The sequence below is a fragment of the Solirubrobacter deserti genome (assembly GCF_027587175.1).
Taxonomy (GTDB): Bacteria; Actinomycetota; Thermoleophilia; order Solirubrobacterales; family Solirubrobacteraceae; genus Solirubrobacter; species Solirubrobacter deserti.
The window spans coordinates 74,986-87,232 of sequence record NZ_JAPCID010000013.1; the positions used below are offsets into that span (position 1 = coordinate 74,986).

The following is a 12,247-nucleotide window of genomic DNA, read 5'->3' on the forward strand; positions in this document are numbered from 1 at the left end:
GCCGCCGCTGTGGCGACCGTCGAGGAGCTCCGGACCCGGCTGCGCGTCTACCGGTGGGGGCAGGGCCGCGCCGCCAAGGCGCTCGCCACCCGCTTCGCGCTGCAGCCGATCGACGCCGTGACGAGCGGGCTGTGGCGCGGCCGCGGCTGGCTCGCGGCGGCCTCTCCCGCAGGGTTGGAGCTGCTGCGGCGCCCATGGGTGATGGGCCGCGCGCGCGACGTGCGCTTCCCGTGGCGAGAGCTGACGGCCGTCGAGACGGGTGGTTCGGGCATGTCGCTGCGGCTCACGTTCGGCGAGCGCGAGGTGCGCCTGGCGGCGCTCGGCCCGCCGGACGAGTACGCGCGCTTCGTCGACGCCGCGCGCCGCCACCTGCCCGGGCACGAGGCACCGTCCATGGCCGCCGAGGACGTGCGCGCGGCCGCGCGGGCCGCACTCGGCCGCTGGCGCACGCTCGAGCTCGACGCGAGCATCGTCGCGCTGCCCGAGCAGCTCGAGCCGGACGAGAAGGTAGAGCTGATCGCGTCGGCCGTGCGCGACTTCAGCGGCCTGCTGGTCCTCACCGACCGCCGCCTGCTGCTGCTGAACCGTGAGCCGCGCCGGCCGCCGCGCGAGTGGTCGGCGCACCGCTCGTGGATCAAGGCCGTGCACGTCGTCGAGGGCGGGCTCGAGCTGGATCTCGGGGTCGAGACGGTGGCGCTGACCGTTGTGCGGCCCGACGAGCGGATCGAGGAGCTGGCCGAGCGGCTGCAGCGGACCGCTCCATGAGCATTGAGTGTACGGTGGGATCCGCATGCACGTCACGGCCGGACACATTCAGGACTGGATCCAGACGCACGACGCGCTCGTGTGCACGCTTCCATGGTTTCCGGCTGTACAGGACTGGTCGGCGATCGACCACGTGCGTGTTCATCTCGACGACGCCGACCTGTGGGACCACCTGGCCCGCACGCCGGTCGGCACCCACGAGCACGCGTTCTTCGCCTGGGCGGCCGGCGAGCCGGGCGTGATCGCGCCGCTGCGCGCGATCGTCCGCGACGTCGACGTGCTCACCTGGGGCGTCCGCGGCTGGCGCTACTTCTGCGGCACCTGGCGTGAGCGCGGAGGGTGGACGCTCGCGCCGTCGGACTTCGGCGCCTACGCGGGCGGCGATCACCTGACGCTGCGGTCCGGAAGAAGACCCGCGCGGTCACAGACCGGCGGCGTCGCGCGTCTATAGAGGTGTAGCCCCCTCCGTGTGCCCCCGCCGTTCCGCCGTCTGACCAGCGGCGCTGCCCGGCGCCTTCAACGCAGGCGGAGACCGCCGCCGGCCGGGGGAGCGACCCGACGCTCCCCCGGCACGGCCGCGACATACTCAGTCCATGCGGATCGCGATGCGCGTGCTGGTCGGGTTGTCGTTACCGGCGCTCGCCTTCGGCTGGCTCACGAGCGCGCGGCTGCTGGAGCCGCCTGCCGTGGAGCCGCTCACCGCCGCTGGGGCCTTCGCCCTCGCGGGGCTGCTCGGCGCCGTCGTCGCCGGCGTCGCCGCCACGTTTCGCGCGCTGCTCACCGGGCGTCCCGTCGGGCTGTTGGGGCTGTCGGCGACGGGCGTGGCCGGGCTGGTGCTGTACGTCGAGGCGGTGCGGCACGTCGAGGGCAACCTCGCCGTCGACGTGTGGCCGTACGTGCTGTTCGCGTGGGCCGAGTACTTCGGCGGAGCGCTGGCGCTCGTCGTGCTCGTTCGCGCGCTCGCGGGCCTGTGGTCGATGCCCGAGCTGCCCATGCTGCCCCGGCGCGCCACGATCGTCGCCCTGCTGCTGATCAGCGCGCTTCCCGCCGCGCACGAGGCGCACCGGCCCTGGACCTGGATTTGAGCTTCGGCGCCGGCATGCCGATGCAAAGGCATGCTGGCCCGCTTGCTCGCGCTCGTCGTCGTCCTCGGCCTGAGCGCGCCCGCCGCGGCGCGCGCCTACGAGTCGCCCGTCGCCTACACCGCCGTCTCTCACAATCCCGCCGACGCGCTCGCCGAGCTCCCGCTCGAGGACTCGACCTACGACCCCGCGACCAAGTGCTCGGCGCGCCGGAAGCCCGGCATGACCGCGTTCGTGGCGTGGCTCACGCGCCACGCCGAAGGCGCATTCTGGGGCACCTACCGCTGCGAGAAGTGGGGCAAGCGCTCGGCCTCGCTGCACGCCGAGGGGCGCGCCGTCGACTGGGCGCTGGACGTCGACGTCCCCCTCCAGCGCCGCGCCGCCGAGAAGCTGATCGCGCTCTTTCTCGCCCCGGACCGCCTCGGCCAGCCGCAGGCGCTCGCGCGCCGCATGGGCGTCGAGGAGATCATCTGGGACTGCAGCTACTGGGGCGCCGGCATGGCCTCGTTCCGCCCGTACTCGCCGTGCCTGTCCAAGCGCGGCAAGCTGCGCACGCACGTCAACAAGACGGTCGCTCACCGCGACCACCTGCACCTCGGCCTGACCAAGGCCGGCGCGGCCAAGAAGACCTCCTTCTGGACGCAGCGCTAGCGCGGCGCGAACGCGCTCAGCCCGACACGCCACGCCTCGTCGAGGTCGGCGTGCGGCGGGAAGCGGCCGGCCAGCTCGAGCGTGACCATGCCGTGGGCGAACGCCCAGGCCGCGCGGGCGCGGTCCGGGTCGCCGCCCACCGCGGCGACGAGCGGCGCCGCCGTGCGGGCCTCCAGCCCGTCCGGCAGCTCGGCGCGGGGGAGCGGGCCGTCCGTCATCAGGCGGTAGAGGGCGGGCTCGCGCAGGGCGAACGCGCGGTACACGCGCCCGAGCTCCACGAGGTCGGTGCCGACGCGCTCGAGCGCCTCCGCCTGCTCGGCGAAGCCCTGCGCGATCAGCCCGACCTCGATCGCGCGCTTGCCCGCGAAGTGCTTGTACAGCGACGGCGCCTTGATCGAGAGCGCCTGCGCGATCCGGGCGACGGTCAGCGCGGCCTCGCCCTCGGCCGCGAGCAGCGCCCGGGCCGCGGCGAGGATCTCACGCTGGCGCGGGGTGTCAGCCACCGCGCTGGAACCCGTCCTTGACGCGCAGGCCGTAGCCGAGGGCGCGGTCGACGGCGACGTGGGCCGCCCACGCGAGGCCGAGCACGAACCAGCCGAGCGCGATCACGCCCGTCGCGGCCACGGCCATCAGCGTCACGGGACCCCAGTACATGTGCAGCACGTTGTACAGCGGCACGGCGCGCGGGTTCAGCCGCCCCTGGCTCATGCCGCCGAAGAGGGCGACGTCCGGCGCGAGCATCCCGATCACGGCCGGGAGCCACAGCCCGTGCTTGACCGCCTCGAACACGAGGAAGGCGAGCAGGGCGAGCGCCCACACCGCGTCCAGCGCGCGGCGGCCGGCGGGCTTCGAGTCGATGGTCATCGCAGTCATTTCTGGCTCCCTGGCTAATAGTGTTAGACATTAGTGTAGCTAACGTCGTTAGCCAGTCAAGGGCGGCAAATCGGGTACGCCGATCCGTATGCGGGTCGCGCTGGTCATCCTCGCCGCGGCGCTCGCCGCCCTCGCGGCGGCGGTCGTCTACACGCGCGCCGAGGACGACGCACAGGCGCCCGCGCCCCGCGCGAGCGCCACCCCGGGCTACGAGCAACGCGCCCAGCTCGCCGAGCGCATCAGCCGCAGCCGGACCCAGCTCGCCGGCGTGGGCGTGTACCTGGGGCGCACGGAGCTCGGCGCCTCCTGCGTGCGCGTCTCGCTGATCAACCCCACGCCGCCCAACACCGCCTACGTCGAGCGGCGCTTTCCCGGCGCCTGCGTCGACGGGCCACCCGCCCAGCCGGAGAAGACGTGCCGCGAAACCGCGCGCGGCCTCACCCTCGACGGCGACGTCAACGTGCCGGAGCTGATCGACCTGCCCGTGCCCGAAGCGTCACAGCGCGTGCTCGCGAGCGAGCTCGTCTACACCACGGCCTGCCTGGGCGACGAGGAGACCGAGCCGTGGGCGCCCGCGGGCGCGCCGGATACGTTGCTGCGCGTGGTCGCCCAGTGCCCGCGCCCGGGGGAGCGGGTGCGAGCGGGGACCGAGGTGGCGCTGCAGGCGGCCGTCGTGCTGCCCGGCGACTTCCGCCACCAGGTCGGCGCGCTCGACGAGGCCGCAACCGGCACCGCGTCGCCGTGCGGCGACGGCCGCAACCCGCGCGGCTGACCGGCTCCCACACGGGGCGGCGCGCGTCCTGCGCGCCGCCCCGTCGTCTGACCCCTAGCTCCGCTTGGACCGCTTCTTCGCCAGCGGCTTCTTGACCGTGAGGGTGCGCGCGCTCTTGACCGTCTGCCCCGTCGGCAGCTTCACCGTCGTGTGGATCTTGAGCTTGAGCGTGCCCTTCTTGGCCAGCGTCTTGCGCGCGGCCTTGTTCAGGCGCAGCTTGACCGTCCTGCTCTGACCCACCGGGATCGAGAACTTGGCGGTGCCGAGCGTCGCCTTCTTCGCGGCGGCGGAGTTCGCGGCGCGGGTGCCGCCCGCGCGGCGCGAGCAGCCGCTGGTGTTGCACGCCTCCAGCGTGCCCGAGCAGGTGCCGGGCGTCTGCGTCGGCGAGCCGTTGCAGCGCATCGGGAACGGCAGCTCGCCGCCGTCGCTCGGCCGGCACGACCTGCCCGAGCAGCCCTGGCTGGTGCCGCCGCGGTCGTTCTCGAGCGAAGCGGTGCCGAATTCGACGATCTCGGGTGGCGGGGGAGGCGCCAGCACGGTGATCGCGATCGTCGCGACGTTCGAGCGCACGCCCGTGTCCGGGTCGTAGGAGACGTACTGGACGGCGTCCGCGCCGTCGTGGCCGTCGGAGACGAAGGTCGTGCCCTGCACGCCGCCCTTGGACGGGTGCTGGACGATCTCGATCGTGCCGCGGTCGCAGCTGAAGGGCAGCGCCACGCTCCCGCGCCGCTGCACCTGCACGGCGCCGTCGGCGCAGGCCGGCGGGTTGCCGACCGTCACCCGCGCGAACGCCTCGGGCGAGTCGGCCCGCCCGTCGGAAGCCCGGAAGCCGGTGGTCTGCACGCCCGCGGTCGTGCCGGCCTTGACCTTCAACCGCGTCCCGGCGAGCTCGCCGGTGCCGCTGGTGACCCGCACCGTGACGGGATCGCCGTCGGGGTCGGCGCAGCGCAGCGTCAGCTGCACCGTCTCGCCCGGACGCGCCGAGGCATCCGCGTCGGTGCAGATCGGCGCGCGGTTCTCGGCGCCCGGCGGCCGCGACGTGCGCAGCAGGCGCGCGATCGCGTAGTGGTTGCCGCTGATCGTGCCCGACGTGTAGAGGTCACGGCCGGTCGGGTCCAGCATCAGGTTGCCGGGCCCGCGCTGCGGCCGGGCTCCACCGCCGGTCGTCTCCGGGCAGGACGCGGTCCCGCCCCACACGAGCGTGCAGCGCGGCGCCGACAGCCCACCCGTGACCTTGTCCGCGGTCAGCGAGACCACGCCGCCCGGCGGGCCGGTGACGTACACGTCGCCGCCGTCGTGCGAGGTGATGATCTCGGTCGCCTTGTCGACGACGTCGGTCTTGACCGCGCAGTCGGAGCGCACGTTGCCGACGCACATGGAGGCGTCGAACGACCACGTCCGGTCCGCGACCCGCGGCAGCGCCGTCACGCGCTCGCCGCGCTGGGCGGCCACGTACAGCGCCCGCCCGTCCGGCGCGAAGCGCACCGGTCCCCAGCCGTCCAGCCATGGCGGCGGCGCGTCACAGACGAACTCGCTGCCGACGCGGCGGCACTCGGTCGCGGGCCGGCAGCGTCCCTCGTCGCGCACGCAGCCGCCGTCCTGCGAAAGGGTCCCGGTCGCCTCGTCCCAGCCGAGCAGCGCGAGGTGATCCCTGGACCGCACGGCGAGCGTCCTGCCGTCCGGCGAGAAGGCCATCCACGGCTCGCTCTCGAGCGCGACCGTGAGCGGCTCGCACGGCTTGTTCTCGGCGGGATGCGCGTAGCAGCGCACGGCCGGCTCGAGCTTGCCGTTGTGCAGCGGGTAGACCCGGATCTCGCCGAAGCTGCGCTTGACCCCGGCCGGGACCGTGATCAGGAACCGGCCGTCCGGGGAGAGGATCGGCGCGTCGCTGCGCATGCGGGTGTCGCAGCCGGGCGCGCCCATGCCGACGCACCCGGTGAGCGTCGGCTCGGCGTTCGCGTCCAGCGCGAGCGAGAGGAGACCCGGATACGGGTTGCCCTCCTGGTCCCAGGTGCCGCCGGACACGATCAGCTGCTTGCCGTCAGGCGTGAGGAACAGGTCCTGCGGCTGGAGGTCGAGCTCGCCCAGCGACGCGCAACCGCGCGCCGGACCTTCCATCGTGCCCCAGCACCGGGCGTCGCCGAGGGCGCCCGTCGCGGGGTCACGGGTGAGGCGCACGATGGCCTTCTGGTCGGCGACCCACAGGAAGCGACCGTCGGTGCTGAGCGCCTTCTCGCCGCGCGGCGCGACGAGCTTGGGCTCGCGCTGGTCGCACGAGTCGCCCGCGCCGTAGTCGCGCGAGATGCAGCCGAGGTAGGCCAGCTGGCCCGGCCGGCGCGGATCGTCGTCGTCGGCGATCGTGACCACGCCGCGCACCGTCTCGGGCTGCGCGCCGTCGACGCCGCTGAGCTCGAGCTCGATCGTCTCGTCCGCCTCGTCGCGCGTGTCGCTGTAGAGCTCGAGGTCGACGAACGCCTCGCTGGTGTTCGGCGCGATCGAGACCGGGACGTCGACCGGGTCGTAGTCCTCGCCCGCCGTCGCGGTGCCGCCGACGGACCGCAGCCGGCCCTCGACGGTCATGCCGGTCGAGCCCTCGAGCTCGACCTTGACCCGGGTCGTCTCGGTGCCGTCGTCGCCCTCGCGCGCGGTCCACGGCCGCAGCGACACCGCCGGGACGACGCCGGGCTCGAACACCGTCAGGCGCTTGGCGGCCTTGTGGTCCTCGGTGTCGAAGTCGGGCTCGTTGAGCGCGACGACCTCGGCGGTGAGGTCGCCGCGGCCGACGGCCGTGCCGGTCAGCTTGACGGTCAGCGTCTTCTCGCCACGAACGGGGATCTCGCCGACCTCCCAGCGCGGCGTGTCGACGCTCACGCCGGCGGGCGGCGCGATCGCGACGACGACACCGGTCGCCGGCTTCGGGTAGGTGTTGCGCACGACGATCTCGGCCGTCCGCTGCTCGCCGAGCGGCAGGTTGGCCGAAGCGGTGCTGAGCGTCAGCTCCACGTCGCGCTGCGTGATGAACTGCAGGCACGCGTCGCCGAGACCGTCCTTGTCGGCGTCCTCCTGACCGGGGTCGGCCACCGCGGTGCAGACGTCCTTGTCGTCGTAGACGCCGTCATCGTCGCCGTCGATCGCGGCCGCGAGCTCGGTCGCGTTCGAGACCGCGCCCTCGTGCACGTCGCTGACGGTGTAGACGTCGTCGTCCCAGCCGCGCAGCCCGTGGCGCGAGTAGCGCAGCCGCGACCAGTCGTCGATGCCGGTGAGGGCCGTGTGGTTCTCGGGCTTCTGGCAGGCCTCAGGCCCGTTCGGATCCGCCGTGACGTCCACGTCGTTGAGGCCCATGGCGACGGTCTCGACCGCAGGGTCGTCATCGACCTGGACCGGGGACTCGGTCACGCCGACCCTGACGACCTTGCACCAGTCGCGGCGCGCGTCGTACTTGGTGACGAGCGTCTCCTTCCACGGCTCGACCGCCCGCTGCGGATACTCGTCGAAGAACGCGAAGCCCTCGTCGAACGCCGCCTCGTCGCGGGCCACCGCCGTCTTGCGCGAGTAGTCCAGCGGGCGCTGGTTGAGCGCGGAACGGGTGATGAACAGGTAGTTCATGATCGACAGGTAGTTCGGCTCGTGGTTCTCGTGCGGCTCCAGGCCGCCGTGCCAGAGGCCGAGCGTGTGCCCGAGCTCGTGCATGAAGGTGGCGGCCTCGTTCTCGGCCACGCACGCGTCGTACTGGCCGTTGCAGCCGAACTCGCCCTTGCCGCCCGCGACGATCATGTCCTGCTGGCTGACCTCGCCGAGCGTCACCAGGAAGGCGTCGTGGCCCGGGTCGGCCACGCCGTCGACGCCACGGACGTGGGCGCGCCCGAAGATCGCGTGCCGGAACGCGAGCTTGCGCGCGGCCAGGCGCGCCTCGCAGTCCTCGGCGCCGCGGTCCTCCTCGGTGCCGAAGAAGCCGCCGCACGGCGTGTCGCCGCGGGTGAGATCGACAATGTCGTCGTAGCGTCCGGCCGCGCGCTCGACCGTCTCGATCGGCTCGCTTCCCGGGACCTGCTCGTCGGTGGCCGTGTGCAGGTTGATCGGACGGGGCGCGAGCTCGAACGCCTCCTTGACCTTCATAAGCCCGGCCATGTGCGGCTTGCGGCCGGCCTGCCAGTCGATCTCGACGAACAGGTCCGGCTTGCCGACCTGCGCGCCGTGGTCGGCCAGGTTGAGCTCGGGGCGGCCGTCGGCGTCGTAGTCGAGGCCGATCGTCTCCCAGCTGTCGCACAGCGCGTCACCGTCGGTGTCGTTGCCGCACAGCGGGGACAGCTCGCCGGTGGCGCCGTGCTCGTCGGTCATCACCGCGCCGTAGGCGGCGTACGGCTTGTCGGTCTCGAGCTCCCAGGTCCCGTCGGCGGCGGGGGAGACGGTGGCGATGTACTCGCCGCCGCGCGGGCGCATCTGCAGCGCGTCCGCCGACGCGAAGCCGTAGACGTCGATCAGCGTCGCGCGCGGATCGGAGCGGTCGAGCCGGCCGGCGATGTGCCGCGGCTTGTCCAGGGTCGCCGGAACGATCTCGAGGGCGCTGGGCGTGGTCGGCCAGCTGTCGAGGTCCGCACGGTCGTTGGCCGTGGCGCCGGGGCCGGCGACGTCCACGTCGAGGCCCTCGTTCCCGCGCATGCGGTTGCCGCGCACGGTGATCCGCGACCCCGCGGCCTCCACGCGCACGCCCGGGCCGGCGTTGTCCTCGATCCGGTTGCAGCGGGTGTCGCGGCAGTTGACGTCGTCGAAGCGCTCCGGCCCGGCGTCGGCCGGCAGGCCGATCACGCCGTCGGCGACGCGTGTGTCGACGCGCACGCCCGGGCCCTCGTTGCCGGTGATGTAGTTGCCGATGATCACCGACGCCTTGGCGCTGTTGATGCGGATGCCGGCGTCGGCGTTGTGGGCGATCAGGTTGCGCCCGTCGATGCCGAGCGCCGCGCCGACGACCGTGTCGCGGCCGCCGGCGAGCGAGACGCCGACGCCGTTGGGGATCGCCTTCGTCGCGGTCGTGTCGAGGCCGATGACGTTCTGGCGGATCGTGGTCTCGCGCGCGTCGCCCTGGACCTGGACGCCGCGGCCGTTGCCGGAGATGACGTTGCCGTCCTCGCGCCCGGAGCCGCCGACGCGCGTGTTCCACGCGTCGCCCATCACGAGCACGCCCGCTCCACCGTTGCCGAAGTCGAGCGCGGACGGCTCGCCGGTGGGCGCGGTGCCGATGCGGTTGTGGCGGATGTGGACGGCGTCGGCGAGGTCGTTGACCACGACGCCCTGGGCGTTGGCGGAGACGGTGTTGTTCTCGACGAGCGTGCCGTCCGCGTGGACGAGCACGCCGGCCGTGCCGTTGCCGAGCGGCTTGCCGTCGGCGCTGACACCGATCCGGTTGCCGCGCACGGCGGCGCGCTCGCCGTCGAGCATCTGCAGGCCGTAGGTGCTGTTGCCCGCGACGACGTTGCCGGGGCCGAAGGTGAGGTCGTCCGGCGCCTCGCCGCCGCCGGTGGGCCGGCCCGTCGCGAAGCCGATCTGGTTCTGCAGCTTCTTGACGCCGTCGACGTCCGTGCCGAAGCGGTTGTCGGCGATCGTCGTGCGCTGGGCCCCGCCCGTGACGTACATGCCCATCTCCGTCGAGCCGGCGATCGTGTTGCCGCTGACGGCCACGTCCGCGGGCGCCTCGTTCTCGCCGTCGGCGACGATCGCGACGCCGAAGCGGTTGCCCGAGCCGGGCACCAGCTGCTTGCCCTCGTAGTCGGTGCCGATGCGGTTGGCGGTGATCGTCGTGCGCGGCGAGCCGCCGTTGACCTCGACCCCGAGGCCGTTGCCGGCGATCAGGTTGAACTGGCCCGCGCCGGCGCCGCCGACCGCCGTGTCCGGCGAGTCGTGCACGAACACGCCGAGGTCGTGGCCGAGCGGCTCGCCGGTCGGCGACTCGGCGAGGCCCGCGGCGCTGAGGCCGATGAAGTTGCCGATGATCTCGGTGCGCTTGGCGCCGAGGACGCTGATGCCCCAGGACTCGTCGTCGTCGCCGAGCACCACGTTGCCGGCGATCACGTTCTGCTGGGTGCCGCGGCCGACCTGGCCGACGGGCTCGGTGAGGAGAATGCCGGTCTCCGTGTTGGGCCGGCGACCGCGCCCGTCGGTGGTCGCTCCGACGTAGTTGCCGAAGATGGTGTTGGCGCTGGCGCCGGCGTCCATGAGCGCGATCCCGACCTCGTTGCCGGAGATCACGTTCTTCTCGGGGCCGACGCCCCCGATCTGCGCCTCGGCGCTGTTGTAGAGCGTCAGGCCGATCTGCCGGTCCTCGACGCTCTTGCGCGGCTGGACCGCGCCATCGCGGGTGAGGCCGAGCCAGTTGCCCTTGATGACCGCGCGGTCGGTGCCGTCGAGGCCGAGCTGGGTGTAGGGGAAGGAGTGGATGATCAGGCCGCGGATGACCGAGCCGTCGGCGTTGCGCAGGTCCAGGCCCCACGGGCGCAGGAAGCGGATGACGCCGTCGTTGTCGGCGCGGGTGGCGCGGGCCTTGGGCTTGTCCAACGGCTCGGCGACGGCGCCGCGCGCGACCAGCGTCGGGCGGATGTCCTCCGCGATCAGGCTGCCGTCGATCTCGACCGTGGGGACGTTGCCCTGGCCGAGCCCGTCGATGGTCACGGGCTGGGTGATCACCGGCAGGGCCGTGGCCGGCTTGAACGTCGCCGGGCCGAGCAGGCTGAACGTGATCGTGTCCGGGCCGGCGTTGGCGTTGGCGGTGTTGATCGCGCCGCGCAGCGTGCACTCGGTCGCGGTGGGGTCGTCGCAGCGTTTGCCGGTGTCGGCGGTCGAGTTGACGACGATGGTCCCGGCCGGGGCGAACGCGGCATGGGCGGAGGTGGGGAGGATCAGCAGGAGCGCGATCAGGGGAACGAGAAGGCGGGACATCCAGTCCGCGACCGTACGGGCGCTCACCGGCCCTGGCGTCCATCGAACGGTGACGGGGCCTCGTCCTTGAGGCTGAATCACAGCTCGATCTCCCCCGTATGGCCAGGTCGCACGAAGCCGCTCTCGTACGCGAGCACGACGACTTGGACGCGGCTCGAGACGCCGAGCTTGGTGATCAGGCGCGTCACGTGGGTCTTGACCGTCGCTTCCGTGAGCCCGGTCTCCCGCGCGAGCGCGGCGTTGGAGTGCCCGCGCGCGAGCCGGCGGACGATGTCGCGCTCGCGGTCGGTGAGCGCGTCGAAGCGGGACAGCAGGTGGTTGCGCGTCTCGCCCAGGTGCGTCTCCACCAGGCGGCGCGCGATCGGCGGCGCGAGCAGCGTGTCGCCCGTGGCCACGACACGGATGGCGTCCGCGAGCCGGTCCGGCGCCGCGTCCTTGAGGAAGAAGCCGGTCGCGCCGGCCCGCAGCGCCCGCAGCACGAGCTGGTCGTCGTCATGGTTGGTGACCACGAGCACGCGAGCGCGCGAGCCGGCGGCGAGCAGCCGGCGCGTGGCCTCGATCCCGTCCAGGACGGGCATCTCGACGTCCATAAGCACGACGTCCGGGTGGCGCTCGAGCGCGACCTCGACGCCCCTCGCGCCGTTGTCGGCCTCGCCGGTGACTTCGAGGTCGGGCTCCGCGTCCAGCAGCGCCTTCAGCCCGCTGCGGACGAGCACGTGGTCGTCGACGAGGACGATCCGGGTCGGACGCCCGCTCACGCGGCGGGGAGGGCCTGGACGCCGCCGACGGCGAGCAGCGCCGCGCGGTCGTCGGGGTCCGTGGCCGGGTCGGCGATGACGTTCAGGACCTGCTCGAGCCCAGCGGGGGCGATCAGGGCGAGCACGCGGCTCGGGCGCGTGGCCACGAGCCTGCGCGGGACGCCGCGCGGGAGCGACACGCTGGCGCCCTGGGTGACCGTCTGCTGCGTCCGGTCGACATTGACGGCGAGCTCGCCGTGCAGGACGTGCAGCACGACGTCCTCGCGGTGGGCGACGTGCGTGGGGATCTCCGTACCCGCGGCCACGGACGCCTCGACCAGCGCGTACTGGCCGTGCGTCGCGAAGCCCGCCACGGGCACGACGAGGTTGATCGGGGTGGGGAGGTTCATCGCCGCCGATGCTCCCGGCGTCCCACG

10 protein-coding genes are annotated in these 12,247 nt (G+C 73.3%); 5 read left to right on the plus strand and 5 right to left on the minus strand.

The features are described from left to right. Positions 1 to 9 precede the first annotated feature (9 nt). From OJ962_RS11195 to OJ962_RS11210, 4 genes are all read left to right on the plus strand, one after another. Positions 10 to 765: a PH domain-containing protein gene (locus OJ962_RS11195; protein ID WP_202954146.1), complete on the plus strand. Its 756-nt coding sequence runs from the start codon at positions 10 to 12 to the stop codon at positions 763 to 765. Between the two features lie 25 nt (positions 766 to 790). Then, positions 791 to 1,216, plus strand: a complete 426-nt coding sequence (locus OJ962_RS11200) for a hypothetical protein (protein WP_202954147.1) — start codon at positions 791 to 793, stop codon at positions 1,214 to 1,216. A 142-nt stretch (positions 1,217 to 1,358) separates the two neighbouring features. Next, complete coding sequence (locus tag OJ962_RS11205; RefSeq protein ID WP_202954148.1) at positions 1,359 to 1,850, plus strand: hypothetical protein; 492 nt, start codon at positions 1,359 to 1,361, stop codon at positions 1,848 to 1,850. A 30-nt stretch (positions 1,851 to 1,880) separates the two neighbouring features. Then, positions 1,881 to 2,498, plus strand: a complete 618-nt coding sequence (locus OJ962_RS11210) for a hypothetical protein (protein ID WP_202954149.1) — start codon at positions 1,881 to 1,883, stop codon at positions 2,496 to 2,498. On the opposite strand, the gene OJ962_RS11215 is transcribed toward OJ962_RS11210, so the two are convergent. Beyond that, complete coding sequence (locus OJ962_RS11215) at positions 2,495 to 3,001, minus strand: TetR-like C-terminal domain-containing protein (RefSeq protein WP_202954150.1); 507 nt, start codon at positions 2,999 to 3,001, stop codon at positions 2,495 to 2,497. The two genes, OJ962_RS11210 and OJ962_RS11215, sit on opposite strands and share 4 nt — an antisense overlap. Continuing rightward, positions 2,994 to 3,362: a DUF4260 family protein gene (locus OJ962_RS11220; protein ID WP_270006344.1), complete on the minus strand. Its 369-nt coding sequence runs from the start codon at positions 3,360 to 3,362 to the stop codon at positions 2,994 to 2,996. The genes OJ962_RS11215 and OJ962_RS11220 overlap by 8 nt, the downstream gene beginning before the upstream one ends. Positions 3,363 to 3,459: 97 nt before the next feature. Here OJ962_RS11220 and OJ962_RS11225 point away from each other — a divergent pair, with 97 nt between their 5' ends. Then, positions 3,460 to 4,143, plus strand: coding sequence for a PASTA domain-containing protein (locus OJ962_RS11225; protein WP_202954152.1), 684 nt, complete (start codon positions 3,460 to 3,462; stop codon positions 4,141 to 4,143). A 54-nt stretch (positions 4,144 to 4,197) separates the two neighbouring features. On the opposite strand, the gene OJ962_RS11230 is transcribed toward OJ962_RS11225, so the two are convergent. The 3 genes from OJ962_RS11230 to OJ962_RS11240 form a co-directional block, all read right to left on the minus strand. Beyond that, positions 4,198 to 11,073: a right-handed parallel beta-helix repeat-containing protein gene (locus OJ962_RS11230; RefSeq protein WP_202954153.1), complete on the minus strand. Its 6,876-nt coding sequence runs from the start codon at positions 11,071 to 11,073 to the stop codon at positions 4,198 to 4,200. Between the two features lie 77 nt (positions 11,074 to 11,150). Beyond that, positions 11,151 to 11,831 (minus strand): response regulator, encoded by a 681-nt coding sequence (locus OJ962_RS11235; protein WP_202954154.1) that lies wholly within the window; start codon positions 11,829 to 11,831, stop codon positions 11,151 to 11,153. Next, positions 11,828 to 12,220, minus strand: coding sequence for a cupin domain-containing protein (locus OJ962_RS11240; protein ID WP_202954155.1), 393 nt, complete (start codon positions 12,218 to 12,220; stop codon positions 11,828 to 11,830). Before OJ962_RS11240 ends, OJ962_RS11235 begins: the two co-directional genes overlap by 4 nt. Positions 12,221 to 12,247: the final 27 nt, after the last annotated feature.

Excerpts from the sequence above, each read along its gene's own strand:
- OJ962_RS11200 (WP_202954147.1), top strand. The coding sequence starts at position 791 with ATGCACGTCACGGCCGGACACATTCAGGACTGGATCCAGACGCACGAC.
- OJ962_RS11205 (WP_202954148.1), top strand. The coding sequence starts at position 1,359 with ATGCGGATCGCGATGCGCGTGCTGGTCGGGTTGTCGTTACCGGCGCTC.
- OJ962_RS11220 (WP_270006344.1), bottom strand. The coding sequence starts at position 3,362 with ATGACCATCGACTCGAAGCCCGCCGGCCGCCGCGCGCTGGACGCGGTG.
- OJ962_RS11210 (WP_202954149.1), top strand. The coding sequence starts at position 1,881 with ATGCTGGCCCGCTTGCTCGCGCTCGTCGTCGTCCTCGGCCTGAGCGCG.
- OJ962_RS11225 (WP_202954152.1), top strand. The coding sequence starts at position 3,460 with ATGCGGGTCGCGCTGGTCATCCTCGCCGCGGCGCTCGCCGCCCTCGCG.
- OJ962_RS11240 (WP_202954155.1), bottom strand. The coding sequence starts at position 12,220 with ATGAACCTCCCCACCCCGATCAACCTCGTCGTGCCCGTGGCGGGCTTC.
- OJ962_RS11230 (WP_202954153.1), bottom strand. The coding sequence starts at position 11,073 with ATGTCCCGCCTTCTCGTTCCCCTGATCGCGCTCCTGCTGATCCTCCCC.